We start from the raw sequence: 22,914 nt of genomic DNA on the forward strand, positions 1-22,914 counted from the left end.
TCTCACTTCACGGCAGGGCGGAGGCCGGGGCGGGATCAGGAGGGCGGGATCAGGAGGGCGGGGTCAGGAGGGGCGGCGGACGAGTTCGACACCGATCAGTTCCAGCCGGACGGACCCGTCGGCATCGATCAGTGCCGCGTCGCAGCGTGCCCCCGCGTCGTGGACCTTCCGCCCCCGCACCACACACCGCACGGTGCCGTCCACCGGGCCGCGCCGGTACACCCTGCACTCGGCGACGGCCATCGGCAGCGTCGCCGAGCCGAGCACCTCCTCGCCCCAGAGCAGGGCGAGTTGCAGCGCGCCGTCCACGGCGGCCGGATCGAGCGGCCAGTAGTGCTCACCCGGCCAGTCCAGGGCGCGCAGGCCCGCGGCGGTCGCCTCCGCGCCAAGCTCCGAGACGCCGTGCACCGAGCGCAGTGCCTGGAAGCGGGGACCGTGGAAGAGGACCTTCCCGTCGTACGACTCGGCCCGCGCGAGCGGCTCCAGGCCGTCCGGGACATCCCAGGCGGCCGCATCGGGGCTGCCGTCCCCGGTGTCCAGGACCGCCCGGAAGTGCGCCGAGCCGTCCTCGCCCAGCAGCTCCGCCTCCAGCTCCCGGAACGAACCGGGCGTCCGGCCGCAGACCACGGTGATCCGGTGGCCCGCGCCGCGCAGTTCGGGCAGGGCGTACGTCTTGTAGACCCGCAGATCGCGCAGAACCAGCTGTCCGGCATCCGGCAGCCAGGCCGTGGCCGCGGCGGCGAACCAGTTCAGGACCATGGCCACGGGCAGCACGGGAACCCCGGCGGGCGCGTGGTCGGCCAGCTGCGGAAGGGTGTCGGAGCGGAGCAGCACCTGTGCGCGACGCGGATCGGCCGCCGGGGACAGGGCGGCCGGATCGTCCCCGGCGGTCAGCACGACGCGGGCTTCCCCGGCGGCTCCGGCCAGCTCGGCCGTGAAGGCCGCGGCGCCCTGGTCCAGGGGGATGAGCGGGACCCCGGACCGGTCGAAGTGCGCGGCCAGCGCCGGGGAGACCATGCCGCCCTGCCAGGGGCCCCAGGCCACGCACCGCACCAGACAGCCGGGGCGGCGGGACTGTTCGGCCGACGCGACCTGGTGGAGCACCTCATTGGCCATCGCGTAGTCGCCCTGGCCCGGATTGCCGAACACGGCGGCCACGGAGGAGAAGAGGCAGATCGTGTCCAGGGGGTCGTCCGCCGTCGCTGCCAGGAGCGCCCGCAGACCGTCCACCTTGGTGGACATCACCCGCTCTGCCTGATCGTCGGTCTTGTCGGCGATCAGGCTGTCGGCCAGCACCCCCGCGCCGTGCACGATGCCGGTGACCGGCCCCCACGTCTCGCGTACGTCGCACAGGGCGGCGGCGAGGGCGGCACCGTCGCGGGCGTCCACCCGGACGTACCGGACGGGCGATCCCGCGGCCTCCAGCCCCGCCACCGTCGCCCGCACCTCGCGCGCGGCCAGGATCTCCCGGGCCCGCTCCGCGATCCGGGCGGGCGACGTGTCCGCCGCGTCCGGGCCGGAGCGTTCCGCGAGCAGCCGGGTGAGGGCCGGTTCGTCGGTCGCGGAGGCCAGCCCGGCGGGCTCGGCGGCCTGCTCGGTCCTGCCGAGCAGCACGATCCGCGGACGGTGGGCCCTGGCCAGGTCGAGCAGCGCCGCGGCGGTCACCCCCCGGGCCCCTCCGGTGGCCACGATCACCGAATCGGAGGAGATCCGCGGCGCGCCGCCGGGCGTCACCCGCTCGGGTACCAGCCGCAGGAGGGTGCGGGTGCCGTCCGCGCGCAGGCCCACCTCCGGGTCGGTTCCGCCTTCGAGCAGTTCCCGCACGATCGCGGCGGCGACCTCCTCGTCGCCCCGGCCGCCGCGCCGGCAGTCGATGACCCTGACCGAGGCGTCCGGCCACTCCTTCGCCGCGGTCCTGGCCAGACCGGCGACCCCGCCCAGCCACGCACGGCCGGGTTCGCCACCCCCGAGCCCGAAGTCGCCCCCGGTGTCCTGGACGGTCACGAACAACCCGCCGCCCCCGGCCGTTCCTGCCGCGGAGACCGCACGCGCCGCGCGCAGCGCCGAGCGGTGGACCTCCCGGGCCCCGTCCGGCGTGGCGTCCGAGGTGAGCGCGCCGAGATGGATGACCGCTCGCGCGTCCGCGGGCACCTCCGTCTCGGCGGTGGCGTCCACGCCGTGTTCCGCCAGCTTCCGCGCGACGACTGCGGCCGTCGCGGACCCGGCCGTCCCGCCGCCGGTCACCACGACGGGCCCGTCGAGCAGGCCCGCCGTGGCCAGCCCGGACGGCGGCGACTCCACGGCGCGCGGGACCAGCCTGGTCAGCGGCGTCCGCTCGTCGGATCCGGTGCGCGGGGCGGGCGGCGCGGATGTCGCGGCGGTGCCGGCGACTTCGGTGCTTCCAGCGGATCCGGGAGGTTCGACGGCCTCCGGCGCGGTGGTCCCGGGAGACGGGGCGCCGTCGGTGAGCGCGTCCACGATCTCGCGCAGCGTACGGAGCTTGCCGAGCCGGCCGATGTCGCCCGCTCCGACGTCGCGCACCTCTCGGCGCATGACAGAGAGGATCTCGACGCGCTTGATCGAGTCGACGCCCAGATCTGCCTCCAGCTCCATGTCCATGTTGAGCATGGCGGCGGGATAGCCGGTGAGCCGGGCCACCACGGAGAGCAGCAACTCCTCCAGCTCCGAGGGCGACAGGGACATCGCGCCATCGGCGGGGTCGGGGTCGGGGCCGGGAGCCTGGACAGGGACGGCTGCCGGTGCGGACGCGGGCGGGGGCACCGCTGCCGGCACAGCGCTCACGGCCGGAGCCGAGGGAGCCGGGGGAGCTGACGGAGCCACCGGTGCGGGTGCGGGTCGTGGCGAGGAGGAGCGGGGGAGCGGCAGTGGCGGCGCGGGGACGGACACGTCCAGGCCTCCGCCGGCGTACCCGTCCGGAGCCCCGGCTGCGGGCACTTCCGTGGCCCCGCCCGGGTGCGTTCCCCCGAGCATGGCGGCCAGGGTCGTCTCGGTCATCCGCAGGAAGGCGATGTGGCTGTCCGTCAGCATGCGCTGGCAGGCCGCGTGGGCCTGCGCCGTCTGCCGCTGGACACTCTCGACGGCGGCGTACCAGCTGCCGTCGGGGGCGGCCTCGGCCCCGGGCGCCGGTTCGAGCTCCGGCTGCCACGGCGCGGAAGCCGTCCCGTACTCAGAAGGCTGCGGGGGGTGGACCGGGGAGGGGACGTACGCGGGCATGGGGACCGCCGGGGTGTCGGACGCGGATACGGATACGGGGGCGGGCCGGGACCGGTGCTCCGGCTCGGGCTCCGGCTCGTACTCCGGAGCGGGCGGCGGTTCGGCGGACGCGGCGCGAGGTGGCGGGAACTGACCGCAGTTGGCTCCGCTGATCTTCACGGTCATTCGGGGTTCGTGCTCCTTCGCTGGGCCCTCGTGGGCGTACGACGCCCAGAGAGTGTCGAGATCGAGGGCGACGCCGCGTACGGCGAGTTCCCCGAGCGCGGCGTGCAGGGTGTCGGCGCCGGGCCGGGCCGGCCGGTCCAGGGGGACGGCCGCGTGCTCGCGGTCACCGAGGATCTGTCCGACCAGACCGGTAAGCGCCGCGCCCGCGCCGACCTCGACGAAGGTCCGTACCCCGGCCGCGTACATGGCCTCGATCTGGTCCTGGAAGAGCACCGGCGAGGAGACATGGCGGGCGATCCGGCTGCGTACCTCCTCGGGCGACGACGGGTACGGCGCCGCGTCCGCGTTGCCGTAGACCTCGGTCCGGGGCCCGGTGAGAGGCACCGTGCGCAGGTACTCGGCGAGCGGCTCGACTACCGGCCGGACCAACGGACTGTGGAACGCGGTCGACGCCGCCAGCCGGCGGGTGCCGGTCCCGTCGGCCGAGAACGCCTTCTCGGCCCGCGCGATCGCCTCGGAAGAGCCGGAAAGCACCACCTGGCGCGGCGAGTTGTGGTTGGCCGGCCAGATGTCGCCGAACCCGCCGCCGGCCAGTACCTGAGCCACGTGCGCGCGGTCCGCCGCCACCGCCAGCATCCCGCCAGGGGCGAGCGCCGCCTCTCGCATCAGCTCACCGCGGCGGCGGGCCAGATCCACCAGCGAGCCGGCGTCCAGAACTCCCGCGCAGTGCAGCGCCACCAGCTCTCCGAAGCTGTGGCCCGCTACGCAGTCCGGCCGAAGACCCAGCTCGCGCACCACCGCCAGCAGCGCGAGAGCGTGCACCGCCAACGCGGGCTGCGCCCACTCGGTGGCGTCCAGCAGGTCCCGCCGGGCGGCCCGCTCCCCGTCGGTGAAGGCGGGCGGCGGGAACACCACCCGGTGCAGAGGACGTCCGTCGAAGCGGGCGCCGCCGAGCCGGTCCCACACGGCCTGGGCGGTCGGCGCCAGCATCGCGAGACCGTCGCCCATCCCGACGTACTGGGACCCCTGTCCCGGGAACAGGAAGCCGATGCGGCCGGGTTCGGCGTCCCCGGACGCGTACCGGACACCGGCGGGCGTCGAGAACGCGTCACCGGGGCGCCGCCGGATCAGGGCGAGGGCCTGCGCGTGCTTCTCCCGCAAGTCGTCGGCATCGGTGGCGACGACGGCCAGCCGCATCCGGGCGGCCGACGAGAAGGAGCTGTGGCTCTCCCGTGCCAGTGCGGCCAGCGGACGGCCGTCGTCGGCCCTCGGTGCCACGAGGCCGGCCGGGGAATCGCCGCTGAACAGGACGAGCTCGCTCGGGGCGGAGCGGTGGCGCAGAGCCGTACGGCCCCCGGCGCCTCCGGGCGCGTACTCCTCGAGCGTGACGTGGAAGTTGCTGCCGCCGAAACCGAAGCTCGACACCGACGCCCGGCGTGGATGCCCGGCGGGCCGCACCCACGGGCGGGTCTCGGTGTTGACGTAGAACGGGCCGTCCGCGGCGGCTGCCGCCGGGTTCGGCCGGTCGACCTTCACGGTCGGCGGCAGCACCTTGTGGTGCAGAGCCATGACGGCCTTCAGCAGCCCCGCCGCGCCCGCCGCGCACTTGGTGTGGCCGATCTGCGACTTGACCGAGCCGATGGCGCACCACTGGCCGTCCGTACGGCCCGTCGCGCCGAACACCTCGTTGAGCGCGGTCAGTTCGGCGGTGTCCCCGGCCTTCGTGCCGGTCCCGTGCGCCTCCACCAGCTCCACGGTCTCCGGCCCGTAACCCGCCTCCTCGTAGGCGCGGCGCAGGGCCCGCGCCTGGCCGTCGGGGAGCGGGGCGTAGATCGCCGTGCTCCTGCCGTCGGACGATGTGCCGATGCCCCGGATCACGGCGTGGATCCGGTCGCCGTCCCGCTCCGCGTCGGCCAGCCGCTTCAAGGCGTACATGACCACCGCTTCGCCCAGCATGGTGCCGTCGGCCGAGGCCGAGAACGGCCGGCAGTCGCCGCTGGGAGACAGGGCGGGCGTCTTGGAGAAGCACAGGAACATGCCGATGTCGTTCCCGGTGTCCACGCCTCCGCTGATCACCAGATCGGCCCGGCCGAGGGACAGTTCACCGACCGAGGTCGACAGGGCCGCCAGCGAGCTGGCGCAGGCGGCGTCGGTGGTGTGGTTGATGCCGTGCAGGTCGAACCGGTTGGCGATCCGGCCCGCGACCACGTTGCCGAGCAGTCCGGGGAAGGTCGATTCCCGCCACGGCGCGAAGCTGGCCGAGATGCGGTCGCACACGGCCTGTGCCTCGGTCTCACCGAGTCCGCTCTCCCGCAGCGCCGCGAGCCACACCGGGCGCTGGGCGCGCCCGTACATGTGCGGGAGCAGTTCCAGGGCGGCGGCGCCGAGGACCACACCGGTCCGGTCCCGGTCGACCCCGGCAGGACCGCCCGCGTCCTTCAGTACCTGGTCGGCGACCATCAGGGCGAGCAGCTGGGAGGTGTCGGTCGTCGGCAGGCTGGTGGGCGGCACCCCGTACGCCATTGGGTCGAAGTCGACCTCCGGCAGGAAGGCGCCCCGACGGGCGTACGTCTTGTCGGGGGCGGCCGGGTCCGGGTCGTAGTGGTCCGCCACGCTCCAGCGCGAAGCGGGCACCTCGGTCATCAGATCGTGGCCGCCGGTCACGATCCGCCAGTAGCCGGCCGCGTCCGTCGCGCCGGGCACCAGGGCTCCTACGCCGACCACGGCGACGGGGACCTGGCGGTGGGGTGGGCCGGGCACGGTCTCTCCTCCGGATCGGGCTGTCGTTGCTGACGCCGGGGCGGCGCCGGTCCCGCTCACGCCAGCTCGCGAGGCGGGAAGCTGAACGCCTCGGCCGTCAAGGGGACGCCGTAGGTGCGCAGTTGATGGGCGCGCGTGACGACCGCGGCCCCTTCGAGCAGGTTGAGCGCGATCTGCACCACGGACCGGTTCGCCGGCGCGGCCAGGAACGTGCCCGCCACCCACTGGTTGAACGCGCCCATCGCCGGACCGCACCAGATCTGGTAGTCGGCCCGCCGCGATCCCTCGCCGGTGATCGCCCACTGGCTGGAGCTCCCCAGGTACCAGCGGAAGACCAGGGCCATCCGGTGCTTCGGATCCGTCTCCGCACGGGTGATCTCCGCAGGATCGCGCCGGGCCCAGAACGCGCGGGTGCGCTGCCAGATCTCGTCGAACGGGGCGCGCAGCACGTCCCGTTCGATCGAGGCCCGCAGCGCGGCCGGGATCTCCTCCAGCGAACCGTGGGCCCGGTACGCGGAATGGAGCCGTCCGGCCCGCTGGGCGAACATCGTTCCCCGGGAGAGCACTTGCAGCTTCACGCCCAGTTCGAACATGTCGGCCGCCGGTGCCATGGTCACATCGGAGATGTCCGCGTCGCAGAGCATCGCCTTGGCCTCGTCGGACAGGCCCGCCTCTGTCGCCGTCTGGTTCACGGAGCCGATGACGACGTAGGACGCGCCGAGGGCGAAGGCGGCGGCCACCGCGTCCGGTGTGCCGAGGCCGCCGGCCGCGCCGATCCGGACCGGCCGGGGGTAACCGAACCGGCGGCACAGGGTGTCGCGCAGGGCCGCGATCCTCGGCAGCAGGGCCTGGAGCGGCCGGTTGTCGGTGTGCCCGCCGCTGTCCGCCTCCACGGTGATGTCCTCGGCCACCGGCACCAGAGCGGCCAGCTCGGCCTCCTGCCGGGTCAGCTTTCCCCGCGCGACGAGCTGGTCCAGCAGCACGGGCGGAGCGGGGGAGAGGAACCTCTCGGCCACCTCGGGCCGGGAGACCTTGGCGAGCAGGCGGGCGCGCCGGACGATGGCGCCATCCGGGTCCCGGCGCAGCCCGTGCGCGGAGCACAGCACGACGGCCGGGGTCAGCTCCATGAACGCCGAGGCGGAGATCCGGGGGACCCCGGCGCTCACCAGCAACTCGGCTACACGGAACTCCAGTTCCGGTTCGGCCGGTGAGTGGATGAGGTTGACACCCCAGTTGCCGCGGGTGTCCAGCTCCCGCGCGAGGGCGTGCACGGCCCGTTCCACATCGGGATAGGCCAGCCCCCCTGCCCCGAAGAAGCCGAGCATCTCCGCCCGTGCCATGGCCGAGACCATCCGGGTGGTCGCGATGCCGTTCGCCATCTCCCCCGCGACATAGGGGAAGCGGACACCGTGCGCCTCGCAGAAGGTGCGGCCGCCGAGCCACTCGGGGTACAGCGGCGGCAGCGTGCCGAGCACCGGGCCGTCGGGTACCGGGCCGGTCGCGATCCCCAGCTCACGGCCGTCCGGCGCACTGACGACGTGGACGGGTCTCCGGATCTGCCGGGCACGGGCGGTGATCTCCGCGGGCGAGAAGACGGGCGCGAAGACGGGCGAGGGGACCGGCGGGGACGCGGCGGGGGCGCCGGGAACGGTGAGGACGGACACGCAAGGGCTCCAACGGGAGAGGACGTGAGCTGGTCAGGCGTAAGGGTCTGCTGGTCAGGCGTGCGGAAGGACGTCCGGGGAAGCGCCCGGCGCCGGGGCGAGGGGCCGGCCCCTCTGGGCGAGACCGGACCAGAGGTAGTCCAGGCCCACCGGGGCGGAGGCCGCCGACGGCCCCAGCCGGGTCCTGACCCGGGTGTCGTCGAACCGCCGCCGGTGGGCGAGGTAGGCCGTCATTCCCGGATAGAACTCCAGCAGGGCCTCCAGGGCCGACGGGGTGTCCGGCTTGGCGGCGACCAGTTCGATCGAGAGCGGGACCAGCCGCTCCAGCAGGGTCACGACCGTGGGCACGGGCACATCGCGGTCGTGGACGACGTGGTACGTGTCGACGCCGCCCGAGGGCGTCAGCCCGGCCAGCCGCACCATGACCTCGGCCGCGTGCTCCACCTGCAGCAGATTCAGCCGCCCTTGCGGCTGCCCCACTGTCCGGATGAGCGGGCGGCCGGCCGGGCCGCCGGGCTCTCCGGGACCGGCGCTGCACCGCGCGTCCCGCAGGATCCGTTCGATGACCTGCAGCGGGTGCGAGGGCAGTTCGGGGTGCGGCGGCAGATCCGTGACGAGGATGCTCGGCCGCAGGACCAGGGCCGGGCGGCCGTGCTTCCGCGACCACGCGTGCACCAGCAGCTCCGCTTCGTACTTGGACCGCTCGTAGGCGTTCTCGAAGCCGCAGGAGTCGTCCAGCTCGTCCTCGTACGCCACTCCGTCCCGCCGCGCCCCGGCGACGAACGCGGTGCTCACGTGACGGATCAGGGGTGCCCGGCGGCCCGCGGCCGCCAGCTCCAGCACGTGCCGGGTCCCCTCGACGTTGATCCGGCGCAGCTCGGGCAGGTCCCCCTCCAGGTTGATGCTGCCCGCGCTGTGCCAGATCGTGCCCAGACCGTCGGCCAGCTTCTGGAACGCCCGTCCGGACAGTCCCAGCCGGGGCTGTGCCAGATCGGTCTCCACCACTCGCAGCCGGCCGGGGAGCTCGGCGGTGAACGCCTCCGGCGAGCCGGTCAGTTCGAAGAACCGGGTGATGCGGCGCAGCGCGTCGGCCGACCCCGCGTGGGCCAGAACCGTCACGGAGTGGTGCGTGCCGAGCAGGCGGCGTAACAGGCGCAGTCCGAGAAATCCGGTGGCGCCGGTGAGGGCGACGTGCACGGGTGTGGCTCCAAGGGCGGTGAGAGGGCGGTCCCGGGACCGGGTGCGGGGTGCCGCCGTTGCGGCGACCGGGTGCGTGCGGAGTGGGATGCCACCGGCCGCCCTGCGGGGCGGAGTGCCACTGGCGGTCGCGTCGCGCGGTGCTGTTCGGTGCTCGCGGGTGCCTCCGGTGCCCCCGTCCGGCAGGGGTTCCCCGGGCCTGCCCCAGGCCGGTGACCTCCGGCGCACGGCACACAATGTCAGACGGCGGGCGGGCCGAGAGCCCCGATTCCCCCTGCTCACCCGAACGAAGTACGCCGCACCGCGAACCGTGCGGGCCGCACGCCCGGGAGGACTTCACCCCTGGCCGGGCCGCCCCGGTGAACGCGACGGCGGGACACGGGCGGAGCCGCACGGGCGCCGTCCTCCTTTCGGGGGAACCTGCCGGTGGGGGGCCTCGACCGGCCGGGGGACTCGGACGAGGCAGCCGGGGTCCGCCGCGTCGTCGGCGGGTGCCGGTGGCGCGGGGCGGCAGGCCAATCACGGCACGGGAACACGGGCCGTGGACGGCTGCGCGGCGGATGCGGCCGACCGCACCGGGATCCGCCCGAACCGGGTTGCCGAGGCCGGTTCGGAACACGGGTGCCGGGCGGACCGGCTCCGACCGGTGGCCATTCTGTTGTCCGGCCGGTCCGGGCCTGCGTTGCGCTGCGGCCGACCGGGGCGGACGGCCCGGCGTCGGTGGCCTCCTGCCGTACGCCCGTTCGCGCTACCCGTTTTTCGCGCACTGTCTCACCTGCCGCGGGTGCTGTCGCCCAACTGCGGCCCCGCGGTCGCCCTGCCATGGCCTTCGGCCAGAATCGGAGCCCCGAATCCCCATGCCTGATCTTGAACAGTCCGCAGAGCCTACTGAGTCCGTTCAGCCCGAGCCGCCCGCGTCCTGCGAGCGCTCCGCTCCGTCCGTTCCCTCGCCCCGCCACCCCACGCACTCGGTCGACCGAGCGTTTCTCAGCATGGAGCGGCGGCGGCCCGATGTCCGCTGGGACGCCGGCGGTGTCGCGTACCTCAGCGGTCCGCCCCCGGCTCTGTCGGACCTGCGCGCGTACGTGGGCTTCCGCCTCGGCGGGCTGCCCCTGCACACGAGCCGGGTCGAGGGCGGACGGCGGCCCCGGTGGCAGCCCGACACGGAGTTCGACATCGAACAGCATGTCCACGAGGTGGTCGCCGACGGCCCCGCCGCCTGGGACTCCGCCCTGCACACCGCACTCAACGCCCCGTTCGCACCCGGGGTTCTGTGGGGGGTCTGGCTGGTCCACGGGCACGAACCCGACGCGTACGCCGTCTGCTATCGCTTCCGTCACGCCTGCCAGGACGGTTCGGCCGCCGCCATGACCTTCCGCGCCATGCTGGGCGAGGGGGAGCCGTCGGCGCGCCCGGTGCCGGGCCGGAGCCGTCGGGCCGGGGTGCCCCGGCGGGTCGGCGCGGCCGTCGGGCTGGCCACGAAGTTCGTGGCGGGCACCCTCGCGGTTCGGGGGCACCGCCCGGATGCCGTCTTCACCCCCTCGGGGGAGCGGCGGCTGTGGCGCGGGCGGGTACCGGCGGACACCCTGCGCCGGATCGGCGCCGCACGCGGCGGCTCCGCCCATGACGTGCATCTGGCCGCACTCGCCGGGGCGTTGGCCGTCTGGTCGGCCCGCTCCGGCGTACCGCTCCCTCGGGTGACGGCCGTGCTGCCCATCGACGCGCGCCGTCCCGACGAGGACCAGACGTGGGGGAACCGCTGCTTCGCCGTGCCGCTGGAGCTGCCGGTGCGGACCGGCTCCGAGGACCCGGACGGGACCGGCGCCGGTCCCGCCGCACTGCGGCGACTGGACCATGTCATGGCGACGACCCGGAAGTTGCGGGGCGAGGCGTGGCGGCAGGCCATCCAGGACCTGGTCCGCTTCATGCCGGGCCGCCCCACCGAGTGGTATCTGCGACGGATCCTCTCCCCGCGCGTCACCAACGTCATGGCCACCTCCATGCCGCTCGCCGAGAAGGGGAGCCTGGGCGAGACGCAGGTGACGGGCACCGCCCTGTTGCCCCTGGTCGTGCCCGGACACCTCTTCGGGGTGGGGCTCTCCTTCTTCGGCGACTGGGCCGAGGTGTCGTTCGTGGCCGATGGCGCCCTTCCGCTCGGGGAGGCGCTGCCGGAGCTGTGGGAGCGGGCGGTGGGCGAGCTGGAGGAGAACACGGCGCCGGTCTGAGGCGGCCGGGCGTTCGCGGCCGGTCAGCGCGCGGAGCGGATCACGGGACCTCTGCTGCCGGACCGGGACGGGCGGCGGCCACCGCCGGCAGGGGCGGGACGGCGCCGCGTGCCCGGCGCCGGCCCGCCCGGAGCTCCCGGCGAAGGGCCCGCTGGTAGGAGCGGATGTCGATCTCGATTCCGTGGCGGTAGCTGGGCGCGTAGGCGCGTTCATGGGACCGCCGCTCGCGGCCGATCGCCCGCGTCATGTCCTGCGGCGACGGCAGGGCGACCGTTCCCGTGATCAGACCGGCGACCCATTCCGCCTGCGGTTCGAGCAACGGGAAGGCCGCGCCGGCGGGTTGGGCGAGCCCCATGAAGTAGAGGCCCGGGAGCCTCGGCGGCACGGTACGCAGATAGAGCTCTGTGCGGCCGTCCCGGGCCGCGAAGACGGCGGGGTCCAGGAAGGGGAAGGAGAGGGAGTATCCGGTGGCGTACACCACGGCGTCCACGGGTTCGCGGCTGCCGTCGGTGAAGTCCGCCGTGTTCCGGCCGAAGGAGCTGACGCCGGGCTTGGGCGTCACCGCGCCACGGGCCAGCTGGACGAGCAGCTCGTCCGAGGTGGACGGGTGGGCGGCGAGGGGCCCGCGGACCGGTTCGGCCAGCCCGTACTGAGCCGGGCCGCCTCGGGTCAGCCGCAGGAGGAGCGCCATCGCCGGGCCCTTGAGGAATCCTGGGATACGGGACAGCGGGCTCCGCACCAGGTGGTCCGCCGGCCGGCCGAGCAGCATCTTGGGGAACACGTGCGTCGCCTCGCGTGCGGAGAGGAAGGTCCGGGCCGCCGTTCGCGAGATCTCCGCCGCGATCTCGCAGGCCGAGTTGCCCATGCCGATCACCAGGACCCGCCGGCCGGTGTACGCCTCGGGGGAACGGTAGTCGTGCGAGTGGAGGGCGGATCCCCCGAACTCCTCGGCCCCCGGCACGGCGGGGCCGGGCAGGCGCGGGTCCCAGTGGTGCCCGTTGGCCACCACCACTTCGGTGTACCGCCGCGTCGTCACCTCCGCCGCCGTGTCCCCGCGGCACCGTCGGCCGACCTCCCAGCCGCCGTCGTCCAGGGGCCGCACCGAGGTGACCTCCGTGCCGAACGTGATGTGACGGTGCAGGGCGAACGTCGCGGCGTAGTCCTCCAGGTAGGCGAGGACCTTGCTGTGGTGCGGGAAGACCGGGTAGGCCTTTGGCATCGGCAGCGAGGAGAACGACATGCTCTCCTTCGAGATGTTCGCGTGCAGCGACGCGTACACCCCCGACATGCCGTTGTCGTTGCCGTACCGCCAGAGCCCGCCGATGCCCGAACCCGCCTCGAAGCAGTCGAACGGAACACCGCGCGAGGCGAGGACCTTGCTCGCGGCCAGGCCGGACGGACCCGCTCCGATCACACACGTTCTCCGCATGGCTGACCGCCCCTTCGCCTGCACCGGGCACGGTGCTCCGGAGCGGGTCACGCTATCCACCCCACGGTCCACGGAACCGGTCTTCGGCAGCGGACCCGTCGCGCGGATGACCACGTCGTGCACCGGGTTGACGACAGCGGCACGGGCGCTCTCTCCGGCACCGTTTCCGCTGCCCGGCCTGCTCGTTGGGCACGGGCGGACCGGACGCGCCACCGAACGCCCGGCCGACGTATCCCCGTACACCGGCAGGACGCGGGCTGCTCCCGCGGCCGACAGCCGTACCCGGCACGACGGAGCGACACCATGGACGTCACAGATGTGCACCACTCCTACCGCCAGCGCGAAGTCCTCCGGGGCGTCGACCTCCGGCTACGGCCGGGCACCCTCGCCGGCATCGTCGGGGAGAACGGCTCGGGCAAGACCACTCTGCTGAAGATCGTCTCCGGTGAGCTCAGGCCGGACCGGGGTTCGGTGCGCCACCGGGGCAGGTTCGGCTACTGCCCGCAGTCCGTGGTCCTGGACGACTCCTTCACCGTCCGCCAGCACCTCGACTTCTTCAGGAGCGCGTTCGGGCTTGCGGACCTGCGGCTGGCCGAGGAGGTGATGGAGGTCCTGGCCTTCACGGAGTACCTCGACCAGCGTGCGGGCCTGCTCAGCGGGGGCTCCCGGCAGAAGCTGAACCTGACCCTCGCGCTCATGCACGATCCGGACGTCCTGCTGCTGGACGAGCCCTACCAGGGTTTCGACTGGGAGACGTATCTGCGCTTCTGGGAACTGGCGACCAGGCTGCGCGACGCCGGGCGCTCGGTGCTGGTCGTCTCCCACCTGGCGTACGACATCGACCGGCTCGACGTGCTCTGGCGCCTGGAGAACGGCCGCCTGCACTGCCAGGAACCCCGTGCGGAGGCGGCGGCATGAGGCGGCACTGGTCCCTGTTCGTCACGGCGTCGCGGTACGCGTTGATCGGGCACACCCGCAACCGCTTCGCGATGCTGCTGGTGGTCGTGTACATCCCCGTATGGATCGCCCTCGCCTATGTGACCATCCCGGACCGGCCCGCCCCGTTCCGGCTGCGGGCCACCGGCGAGGTGCTGTCCCCGCCGGGCAACCACCTGACCCAGATCACCGGCGCGCTGAACGCGGTCACGCTGATCGCCGGATTCATGATGTTCGCCGCCACCTTCACCGGAGGCGCCTTCGACCGCCGGCTCGCGATGGCCGGCTACCCCCGGTATCACCTGGTCCTCGCCAAGCTCTCGGCGCTCACGCTGGTCTGTGCCGCCATCGCCGGGTACGCCACGGTCGCCGTCGGATTCTCCTGGCCGCCGCGGCAGCCCCTCCTGCTCGCCGCCGCGCTGTTCTGCGCGGCGCTGACCTACGGTGCGCTCGGCGTGGTCTTCGGATCGGTACTCCGCCGAGAGGTGGAGGGCATGTTCGCCATTCTGATGATCAGCATCCTCGACGTCGCGCTGCAGAACCCCCTCTCCAGCTCCGGGTCCGACAGCGCGGTGGTGCGCTTCCTGCCGACGTACGGAGCTGTGCAGGCCGGCATGTCGGCGGCGTTCTCCGACGCGTCGGCCGTCCAGGGCCTCGTGATCCAGGGCCTCTGGCTCATCGCTGCCGCGTCAGCCGGGTTCCTGGTCTTCCGCCGGCGGACCGGAAACGCGCTCCCGCCGGAAAGGCGGCCATGGATCCCGGCCCCCCACGGGCGGGCAGCGGCCGGGGACACCCCCGCGCCCCTGCCCTCGGCGGAGCCCGGACCGTCGGCGGAGCACGTACGGCCCACCTGAACACCGGACCGACGGCAGGGCTGTTGATGTCCCTGTCGCACGGACGCCCGACGCCTCTTTGTGCCACCGTCCGGTCCGCGGAAAGGAGCCGTGACCTGCGGGACGCGGTGATCGTTCAGTAGCCGCCGGGCGCCGACGCGGTGCCCGGACCGACAGATCCTTCCGTGCAAGGAGCACCACTCCATGACTCTTTCGCGTACCGTCCGGCGCAGCGTCCTGACCGCGGCTCTGCTGTCCGTCTCCGCGCTGACCGTCTCCTCCAGCGCCGTGGCCGAGCCCGCCGCCCGCGCCGCCGCCCCGGCCGCCGCACAGGCGGCGCCGCTGCCGCCCGCGTGCCAGGAGGCGCTGCTCGAAACCCTGGACAAGTTCCCTGTCGTGGACTTCACCGTCCCCGACAAGGCAAAGAACGCCCTGCTGGCTGAAGTGCTGGGGCTGAGCGAGGCCGATCAGGCGGCCTTCACCGAGGCGGGTTGCGCGGCCTGGAACACCTGGGCGACCGACAACGGCCAGGCGGTCGCCACGGACCTGGACACCCGCTACCGGAACGCCGCCGCGCCCGCCTGCAACAAGTTCGCCAAGGCCTCGATCGGGTCGCTCAAGAAGTTCGCCCCGAACGTACCCGCCGCGACCCGTGACCTGGAGGCGCTGGCCAAGAAGGTCTGGAAGAGCGCCATGGAGAAGCTCGCCGCGGACGCCACCAACGCCGACTGCCGCGCGGCCTACAACGGGGTGAAGGCCGGCTGGTAGCCGACACGGAGCGTGGGTCCGGTCCGCAGAGGCGGACCGGACCCACGCCCCTGCGCCGGGGACGGCATGGCTCGGGGCGGGCCCGACGCGCGGATCCGGATCGGCATGTGGCCGGCGCGGGTCCGGACCGTCATGAGGCCAGCAGGGCCCCGAGCACCATGCCGCCGACCAGGCCCACGGCGCTGACCACGATGGCGATCACCGCGAGCCGCTCGTGCCGGACGGTCTGGGCGACTATGGCCAGGACCAGAGCGACCACGCCGAAGACGATCGGCAGGAAGACGAGCGAGATCACTCCCAGCACCATCGCGATGATGCTCAGCACGTTGCCTGTCGCCGCGGGCCGGGGTGCGCCGTGGGGCTGGTGGCCGGTCTGGTGGTCGCCGTACTTCGTCGTCATGACCCACTCCTTTGTGATCGGCCTGAGGCCTGGTCCGGTGATGACCGGCTTGAACCTCGGTTGCCCCGAACTCCCCTATGAACACCTCGACTTGAGTCCGGTGCAGGCGGCGGCCGTGCGCTGCTGGGGCCGGAGTGCGGCAGTGGGGCGGGCGGGGTGTCACGAGAGACGCGCACGTGGCCAAGGAGGCGATCAATCGACTGTTCGCGGGTGATTGATCCTGATTGATTCTGATTCATCCGGGGAAAGCGACTTCCATGCTCGTCAATCTCTCCGGAAAATCAGCCCTGGTCACCGGCTCCACGCAGGGAATCGGTGCGGCGATCGCCGCCGGTCTCGCGGCGGCGGGCGCCCGTGTCGCGGTCAACGGCCGCAGCGCCGATTCGGTGGCGGCTGCCATCGAGCGGCTGCGCGAACACTGCCCGGAGGCGGAGTTCGTCGCCGCGCCGGGCGACATCGCGACCGAGGACGGCGCCCGGCAGGTGCGGGACGCGCTGCCGCACGCCGACATCCTCGTCAACAATCTCGGCATCTTCGGCGCCCAGCCGGCGCTGGAGATCAGCGACGACGACTGGCGCCGCTACTTCGAGGTCAATGTGCTGGCCGCGATCCGCATGACCCGGGCGTATCTGCCGGGCATGAAGGAGAACGGCTGGGGCCGCGTGCAGTACATCGCCAGCGACTCGGCGGTGGTCATCCCGGCGGAGATGATCCACTACGGCGTGTCCAAGACGGCACTGCTGGCCGTCGCCCGCGGCTTCGCGAAGGACGCCGCGGGCACGGGGGTCACGGTCAACTCCGTCATCGCCGGCCCGACGCACACGGGCGGGGTCGAGGACTTCGTCTACGAGCTGGTCGACAAGGACCTTCCGTGGGACGAGGCGCAGCGCGAGTTCATGCGCACGCACCGGCCGCAGTCGCTGCTCCAGCGCCTCATCGAGCCCGAGGAGATCGCCCACATGGTGGTCTACCTGGCCTCCTCGTTCGCCTCCGCGACCACGGGCGGCGCCCTGCGGGTGGACGGCGGCTACGTGGACTCGATCCTGCCCTGACCCTGCCGGCCACCGGGCCCCGCTCGGCCGGGTGCACCGCCTTCCGAGGGGGCACCGTCGCGGAGACAGCTGTCCCGCACCCCGTGTGAACTGCAGTTTTCTGGGAAACGGCTTGAAGACAGGATCCGCAACCGGAGCCGAACCAGGAGACCCCCGGTGGTGTACAAGGAAGACCGTGCGCAGCACATGAGGGACGACCTCGAAGCTGCCATAGGCCACTACATGGTGGCTGTCGCCGGCAGACTTCTCGATGAAGGCCTCCCGGTCTCCTCCATTTCCTCGTACGGGGCCTATGACGACCCCAGCCAGGACGCGTTCGGGGCGGACGTGGAAGGAAGCGTGGAGTTCACCCGCACCTTCCGGCGAAAGGTGTTCGGTGAGGGCCGGGACGCAGGGCTTCTCTGGTGCGGCGTTTCGGGGTGGTGCTTCTTCTCCATACCGGAGGGGGCAGGTCGGACGCTCATGGATTCTGCTCGATGGATGGGGGGCGGGCTGACGCCCGACCCCGGCCGAGTGGCTGCATTCCTCTCCGAGGTCCAGCTGGATCCCGAATTCTCGGGAAGCGACGAGCGACCCTTCTATCGCGCTCCGCACGCGAGCCCGAGATCACTTCTGCAGCGGCTCGCCTTCTTTGGCACCGACGGCGGAAGTGCGGATTCATCGGATTACGACAGCCGATTCGACCGCTTGCGGATCGATTCCTGTCAGAAGCGTGTGGTGAGCGCTCTGACCTCCGAGAAGCAAGAGGTCGTCGAGGTGGCGTTGCGCAGTGGCGAGCTGCAGGCGTTGCTGGGATTCCTGGAGTACGTCGAGGGGGCGGCGCCGAGTGACGACGCACGGGAGATGGCGCGGAGACTGTGCTCCGACCTCTCCTTGAGGGCGCGGGACGGACGTGAGGGCCTCGACACGCATCGCGAGGCCCTCACGTATGCGGAGGAACAGCGATAGCTGTCAGAGCCACGAAATGCCGTCCGGTCTCGTGCGACATTCGCCGCCCGCGCGAAACCGCTTGGGGTTGGAGCCCTGACAGACGCCCGGTCCGCGTGCCGACGCACTCCGATGGTTCCGCTCAAGATGCGCGGTCGACGGGAGTGACGAGACTGGCCTTATGGCAGAACGACGTCGCACACAGGCCGGGAGTTCCAAGACGGCTACTGCTTCCCGTCCCCGGCGACCGGCACGGGGGCCGGAGCATGCGGCTCGCGCTGCCAGCAAGAGCCTGGAGGGGCTGATCGGCCATCCCGCGGAGGGGGTCTCCGCCGTGCGGCGCGAGGACGACGGATGGTGCGTGGTGGTGGACGTGCTCGAAGTGCCACGGATCCCCGACACCACAAGCCTCCTCGCCTCTTACGAGGTGCAGCTGGACCTGGAAGGCGAACTCCTGCAATACCGCAGGGTCCGGCGCTACCGACGTGGTGCAGCCGACGAGTGATCCGCGCTTTGCTCCCTGTTGGAAGGACTCTCCATGACCGCGACCACCTACACGGACGAGGTAGTGGCCTGCCCGCCCCGCGCCGGAACGTTGTACGACGTGCTGGAGCTCATTCTCGACCGTGGCATGGTCATCGACGTATTCATCCGGGTTTCGCTGGTAGGTATCGAGATCCTGAAGATCGACGCGCGCATCGTCGTCGCGAGTGTGGACACGTACCTGCGCTTCGCGGAGGCGTGCAACCGGCTCGACCTTGAGCGTGATTCCGGCAGCACCACCATTCCCGAGCTTCTCGGTGGCGGTGTGGCGAAGTCCGTGGGGAAGCGCAAGGTGCGAAACGCGGCCGAGACCGTGGGCGACACCGTACGCAAAGCAGTAGGTGGTGGCGACGACTCGTCCGAGGAAGCGGACGAGCCGCAGGAGCGCCCGAAGAAGCGACGCGCGCCCGCCCGCAGCGGCGAGAGCCGACGACGGCGCGCGGAGGCATGAGCGTGAGCGCGGCAACCGACGGCGTCTACGTCTACGCGATCCTGCGGTCCGCGACGGCGCTGCCCAAGGACGCGGTCGGCGTCGGATCGCCACCGGCAGCTCTCAGGGTCATCGGTCAGGGCCTGCTGGAGGCGGTCGTCAGCGACGCGCCGCCGAAGCTCCGCGCCCGCCGACGCGATCTGCTGGCACACCAGGACCTTCTGATGCGACTGGCCGACGACGGGCCGGTGCTCCCCATGCGGTTCGGAATGGTCGCGGCGGACGAGCAGACGGTCCTCGCGCAGCTGGCAGCTGACGAATCCGGGTATGCCGCCACCCTGGACCGACTCGCGGGCCGTATCGAGATCAACGTCAAGGTCCTTCCCGCGCAGAACGCACTGGAAGCACTCGTCACCGAGGAGAAGAACGTGCGGCAGCTCCGTGCGGCAGCTCGGCGAAACCCGGGGTACGAGGCCAGCGTCCGGCTGGGCGAAGCCATCGCCGGTGCCCTCAACCGGCGGGCGGCCGCAGCGGGGCAGCAAATCCTTCGTGAGCTCGCACCTGCTGCTCGGGCGGCCGCCCCGGGGCCGGAGGTCCCGGGATGCGTGCTGAACGAGTCCTTCCTCGTCGACCGGGCCGAGAGCGAAGCCTTCCTCTCGCGGGCCCGGGACCTCGGTGCCACGTTTCGGGAGCATGCGGAGATCCGGTCCGTCGGCCCGCTTCCCTGCTACAGCTTCGTTTCGGCACAGGCCCGGCCCGTGCTCGTGGGTGGGAAATGACATGGGACTGATCACCGGTCTGCTCACGCTCCCGATCGCGCCGGTGCGCGGCGTGGTCTGGGTCGCGGAGAAGCTCAATGACACTGCCGAGCGCGAGCTGCACGACCCTGCCGTGTTGCGCACGCAGTTGGCCGTACTCAATCAGGAACTTGAATCCGGAGACATCAGCCTGGAGGAGTTCGAACGCGAAGAGGAACGCTTGCTTGACCGCCTGCACGCCGTAAGGGTCGGCCCGGCACAGAGTGATCGAAGGTGACGAACTGATGGAAGACCAGACGAAGTTGACCCTCGCGGTCGCAGTAGTCGGCGGCTATGTGCTGGGCCGGACCAAAAAGGGGCGAGTGGCTCTCAGCGTCGCGACCTACCTCGCCGGCCGGCGCTTCGGCCTGGAGCCCCGCCAACTCGCCGCAGAGGGTATGCGCCGACTCGGCGAGGTCCCCCAGGTCGCCGAACTTCAGGAACAGCTCAGAGGCGAGGTTCTCGACGCCGGCCGCAAGGCCGTGACCGCCGCCGCCAACCGCAGCATGAGCACGCTGGCCGGTTCGATCAGCGAGCGTACGGCTCGTCTCCTCGAACCGCCGAGCGACGAGAACGAGGACGAGGACGAGAACGAGGACGAGAACGAGGACGACGAGTACGAGTACGAGGGCGAGGGCGACGAGGAGCCTGAGGACGAGGACCAGGAGTACGAGGACGAAGAGTACGAGGAGGAGCCGGATGAGGGTGAGGAAGAGGATGAGCAGCCAGTAGAGGACGAGGACGAAGAAGAGGACGAAGAAGAGGACGACGAAGAGGACGACGAAGAACCCGAGGAAGAGCCCGAGGAAGAACCCGAGGAGCCGGAGGAGAAGCAGCCGAGAAGGCGCACCTCTCGCCGGGCGTCGTCGGGCCCGGCCAGGAGCGGTGGGGGCGGCGAAACGTCCCGGACCGGCAAGGCCCCGGCCAAGAAGACGGCTGCCTCCAAGAAGGCGGCTCCGGCGAAGAAGGCGGCGGCCAAAACGTCTGCCTCGGCCAAGAAGACCGCTGCAAAGAAGACCGCCCCGGCGAAGAAGACGGCTGCCAAGAAGGCGGCCCCGGCCAAGAAGACGGCTGCAAAGAAGGCGGCCCCGGCGAAGAAGGCGGCGGCCAAGAAGTCCGGCGGCTCGGCGAAGAAGACCGCTGCGAAGAAGACCGCTCCGGCGAAGAAGGCGGCAGCCAAGAAGACGGCAGCAGGCAAGTCATCGTCGAAGCGGGCCGCATCCAAGCGCACCAGCGGTCGGAGGTAGCGAGTCATGGCCAGGACGGAAAACGCAGAGCCTGAGTCGGAAGAGACCGAAGAGCCCGACGAGACCGAAGAGACCGACGAGTCCGGAATGGGCAAACTCCGCGGCGAGCTGTCCAACTTCCTCAGCGCGCAAGTGGAGAAGCTCGCGGAGAAGGCAGGGGACAAGCTGACCGATGTCACCGGCCAGCTGACCGATGTCGCGGAGAACGGCGGCTCATTGCCGGCCATCGGCTCCCGCATACTCCAGGGCGACTCCCCGGCGAAGGCGTTCGTCTCGGAGAAGGCCAAGGGCGTCAAGGACAACGTCGTGGAGAAGGCCAAGGAGGCCTTCGGCGGCGGCAAGGGCAAACGTAAGGCGAGCGGCGGAAAGATCATGAACATCATCGAGGTCCTCGATGTGGGAGTGCCGCTCCGTACCGCTTACGACCACTGGACCCAGTACGACCAGTTCAGCAGCTTCGCCAAGGGCGTGCGCGATGTCTCGATGGACGAAGAGATGTCGAGCGACTGGAAGGTCAAGGTGGGGCCCTCCTCCCGCAGCTTCAAGGCAACGGTCCAGGAGCAGGTCCCCGACGATCGCATTGTCTGGACCTCCGAGGGCGCCAAGGGGACGACGCGAGGCGTGGTGAGCTTCCACGAACTGGCACCGTCCCTCACCCGCATCGTCCTGGTCATCGAGTACTACCCGTCCGGCTTCTTCGAGAAGACGGGCAACCTCTGGCGGGTGCAAGGACGCCGGATCCGGCTCGACTTCAAGCACTTCCAGCGGTACGTCACGCTCACGGACGAGGAGCCGGACGGGTGGCGTGGTGAGATCCGCGACGGAGAAGTAGTCGTGTCGCACGAAGAGGCCATGGAAGAGGAAGAAGCGGAGAACGAGGAAGACCCGGAGGGGGAGGAGGAAGAGGATGAGGACGAGTGGGATGAGGAGGACGACGGTGATGACGAGGAACCGCTGACGGACGAGGACGACGAGGAGGAGCCGGACGAGGACGACGAAGAGGAGGAAGAAGAGGAGGAAGAGGAGGAGCCGGAAGAGGAAGAGCCGGAAGAGGAAGAAGAGGACGAGGCACCGCGCAGAAGGCGGACCCCGTCCGCGAAGCAGCGATCACGGAGAGCACGAAGTGACTGATCTCGACTTCCGGCAGGACGCTTCCTATCCCGTGGCCGGGCCGCAGAACACCAACCTGGCGGACATCCTGGAGCGTGTTCTCGACAAGGGCATCGTGATCGCCGGGGACATCAAGATCGACCTTCTCGACATCGAGCTGCTCACCATTCGCCTGAGGCTCTTCGTAGCGTCCGTGGACACGGCGAAGAAGGCCGGGATCGACTGGTGGGAGACCGATCCGGCGCTCAGCTCTCACGCGGCGAGGGACGCCCTGAAGGACGAGAACCGGGAGTTGCGGGCGCGGATCGAGGCACTTGAATCGGGCTCCGAAGAGACATCGCCGGATCCGCGATGAGCCAGGGAGAGGAAGAGCAGGGGCTCATGACGGAGTGCGGCTCGGGCGTCTCGGAGACGCACGCAACCTACGTCTTCGCGGTCTGCCGCACGGAGGGGAACCCCGATGTGGACGGTCTTACCGGGGTCGCACAGGGCGAACCGGTGCGGTGCCTCCGCATCGGTTCACTCACAGCGGTCGTGCAGACCGTTCGAGGGGCTGACTTCTCGGACGAGGCCTGGCAGCAACGGCTGACCGACGAGGCCGAACTCGAACGGTACGCGCGTGCCCACCATGAGGTCGTCTCGGCCGTCGCTGCCCGCTGTCCCACGGTCCCCCTGCCGCTGGCCACGTTGTACAACGGGGACGAGAGGGCCGCATTCGCGCTCGCCGGTGAGTCGACACGCTTTCGTGCAGCGCTGCGGCGTATCGCGCAGCACGCCGAATGGGGAATCAAAGTCTACGCACCCGTCTCGCGGAGCGCGGGCGACGGGATCCCGGAGGAGCGGACGGCTGTGGCGGCGGGCAGGGTGGCCCCGGCCCCTGGAGCGGGTAGAGCCTACCTGGAGCGCAAGCGCGGCCTCCAGTCGCGGCGTGAGCAGCGGCAGACGGATTCCTTGCGGCTCGCGGACGCCGTGGACGCGGACGTGAGCCGCCTTGCCACGGAGTCCCGCCGGCTCCGGCCGCACGGCAACGGAGCGGTTGACGACCAGAGCGTTCAGGTCCTGAACGCCACCTATCTGGTCGCGGCGCATCGGGCCGCCGAGCTGGACCTGCTGGTTGCCGGCTTGCGGGAACGCACCGGTGCGCACATCGAGGTCTCTGGTCCCTGGGTGCCCTACTCCTTCGTGGGCGAGGTGTAG

The 22,914-nt window shown here is 71.6% G+C and carries 19 protein-coding genes; 14 read left to right on the top strand and 5 right to left on the bottom strand.

The window, feature by feature from the left end; all coding sequences use genetic code 11:
• Positions 1 to 63: 63 nt before the first annotated feature.
• The 3 genes from OG892_RS35730 to OG892_RS35740 are packed head-to-tail and all read right to left on the bottom strand — an operon-like array spanning position 64 to position 9,020.
• Complete coding sequence (locus OG892_RS35730) at positions 64 to 6,159, bottom strand: SDR family NAD(P)-dependent oxidoreductase (protein WP_371631252.1); 6,096 nt, start codon at positions 6,157 to 6,159, stop codon at positions 64 to 66.
• A gap of 56 nt (positions 6,160 to 6,215) precedes the next feature.
• Entirely contained in the window at positions 6,216 to 7,823 is a 1,608-nt protein-coding gene (locus tag OG892_RS35735; RefSeq protein ID WP_371631253.1) for a PfaD family polyunsaturated fatty acid/polyketide biosynthesis protein, read from the bottom strand.
• A gap of 54 nt (positions 7,824 to 7,877) precedes the next feature.
• Positions 7,878 to 9,020 (bottom strand): SDR family oxidoreductase, encoded by a 1,143-nt coding sequence (locus OG892_RS35740; RefSeq protein ID WP_371631254.1) that lies wholly within the window; start codon positions 9,018 to 9,020, stop codon positions 7,878 to 7,880.
• 992 nt (positions 9,021 to 10,012) lie between these two features.
• Here OG892_RS35740 and OG892_RS35745 point away from each other — a divergent pair.
• The gene (locus tag OG892_RS35745) at positions 10,013 to 11,245 is read left to right on the top strand and encodes a wax ester/triacylglycerol synthase domain-containing protein (RefSeq protein ID WP_371631255.1); all 1,233 of its coding nucleotides are present in this window, start codon (positions 10,013 to 10,015) and stop codon (positions 11,243 to 11,245) included.
• 40 nt (positions 11,246 to 11,285) lie between these two features.
• Here OG892_RS35745 and OG892_RS35750 read toward each other — a convergent pair whose 3' ends face one another.
• Positions 11,286 to 12,659, bottom strand: a complete 1,374-nt coding sequence (locus OG892_RS35750; RefSeq protein WP_371631256.1) for an NAD(P)-binding domain-containing protein — start codon at positions 12,657 to 12,659, stop codon at positions 11,286 to 11,288.
• 318 nt (positions 12,660 to 12,977) lie between these two features.
• Here OG892_RS35750 and OG892_RS35755 point away from each other — a divergent pair, with 318 nt between their 5' ends.
• The 3 genes from OG892_RS35755 (at position 12,978) to OG892_RS35765 (ending at position 15,211) form a co-directional block, all read left to right on the top strand.
• Complete coding sequence (locus OG892_RS35755; RefSeq protein WP_073734540.1) at positions 12,978 to 13,592, top strand: ABC transporter ATP-binding protein; 615 nt, start codon at positions 12,978 to 12,980, stop codon at positions 13,590 to 13,592.
• A complete protein-coding gene (locus OG892_RS35760; protein WP_073734541.1) occupies positions 13,589 to 14,464 on the top strand; it encodes a hypothetical protein in 876 nt (291 codons plus the stop codon). Before OG892_RS35755 ends, OG892_RS35760 begins: the two co-directional genes overlap by 4 nt.
• Before the next feature lie 183 nt (positions 14,465 to 14,647).
• Positions 14,648 to 15,211, top strand: coding sequence for a hypothetical protein (locus OG892_RS35765; RefSeq protein ID WP_371631257.1), 564 nt, complete (start codon positions 14,648 to 14,650; stop codon positions 15,209 to 15,211).
• A gap of 130 nt (positions 15,212 to 15,341) precedes the next feature.
• Here the strand turns inward: OG892_RS35765 and OG892_RS35770 are convergent, their stop codons facing one another.
• Positions 15,342 to 15,611 (bottom strand): hypothetical protein, encoded by a 270-nt coding sequence (locus OG892_RS35770; RefSeq protein WP_073734543.1) that lies wholly within the window; start codon positions 15,609 to 15,611, stop codon positions 15,342 to 15,344.
• A 257-nt stretch (positions 15,612 to 15,868) separates the two neighbouring features.
• Here OG892_RS35770 and OG892_RS35775 point away from each other — a divergent pair, with 257 nt between their 5' ends.
• The 10 genes from OG892_RS35775 (at position 15,869) to OG892_RS35820 (ending at position 22,914) form a co-directional block, all read left to right on the top strand.
• Positions 15,869 to 16,663, top strand: coding sequence for an SDR family oxidoreductase (locus tag OG892_RS35775; RefSeq protein WP_328864519.1), 795 nt, complete (start codon positions 15,869 to 15,871; stop codon positions 16,661 to 16,663).
• A 156-nt stretch (positions 16,664 to 16,819) separates the two neighbouring features.
• Complete coding sequence (locus tag OG892_RS35780; RefSeq protein WP_371631258.1) at positions 16,820 to 17,611, top strand: hypothetical protein; 792 nt, start codon at positions 16,820 to 16,822, stop codon at positions 17,609 to 17,611.
• Positions 17,612 to 17,771: 160 nt separating this feature from the next.
• Positions 17,772 to 18,095 carry a gas vesicle protein gene (locus OG892_RS35785; protein WP_073734546.1) on the top strand — a complete coding sequence of 108 codons (324 nt, stop codon included), beginning with the start codon at positions 17,772 to 17,774 and terminating at the stop codon, positions 18,093 to 18,095.
• A gap of 33 nt (positions 18,096 to 18,128) precedes the next feature.
• Positions 18,129 to 18,584 carry a gas vesicle structural protein GvpA gene (locus OG892_RS35790; RefSeq protein ID WP_073734547.1) on the top strand — a complete coding sequence of 152 codons (456 nt, stop codon included), beginning with the start codon at positions 18,129 to 18,131 and terminating at the stop codon, positions 18,582 to 18,584.
• Positions 18,581 to 19,342, top strand: a complete 762-nt coding sequence (locus tag OG892_RS35795; protein ID WP_371631259.1) for a GvpL/GvpF family gas vesicle protein — start codon at positions 18,581 to 18,583, stop codon at positions 19,340 to 19,342. Before OG892_RS35790 ends, OG892_RS35795 begins: the two co-directional genes overlap by 4 nt.
• A gap of 1 nt (position 19,343) precedes the next feature.
• Complete coding sequence (locus OG892_RS35800) at positions 19,344 to 19,598, top strand: gas vesicle protein GvpG (protein WP_073734549.1); 255 nt, start codon at positions 19,344 to 19,346, stop codon at positions 19,596 to 19,598.
• A gap of 7 nt (positions 19,599 to 19,605) precedes the next feature.
• Positions 19,606 to 20,607: a histone protein gene (locus OG892_RS35805; protein ID WP_328864516.1), complete on the top strand. Its 1,002-nt coding sequence runs from the start codon at positions 19,606 to 19,608 to the stop codon at positions 20,605 to 20,607.
• A gap of 6 nt (positions 20,608 to 20,613) precedes the next feature.
• The gene (locus OG892_RS35810) at positions 20,614 to 21,738 is read left to right on the top strand and encodes an SRPBCC family protein (protein WP_371631260.1); all 1,125 of its coding nucleotides are present in this window, start codon (positions 20,614 to 20,616) and stop codon (positions 21,736 to 21,738) included.
• Complete coding sequence (locus OG892_RS35815) at positions 21,731 to 22,072, top strand: gas vesicle protein (protein WP_073734552.1); 342 nt, start codon at positions 21,731 to 21,733, stop codon at positions 22,070 to 22,072. The genes OG892_RS35810 and OG892_RS35815 overlap by 8 nt, the downstream gene beginning before the upstream one ends.
• 26 nt (positions 22,073 to 22,098) lie before the next feature.
• On the top strand, positions 22,099 to 22,914 hold the full coding sequence (locus OG892_RS35820) for a GvpL/GvpF family gas vesicle protein (RefSeq protein ID WP_371631748.1): 816 nt from the start codon (positions 22,099 to 22,101) through the stop codon (positions 22,912 to 22,914).

This window comes from Streptomyces sp. NBC_00341, assembly GCF_041435055.1.
In the GTDB taxonomy this organism is placed as follows: domain Bacteria; phylum Actinomycetota; class Actinomycetes; order Streptomycetales; family Streptomycetaceae; genus Streptomyces.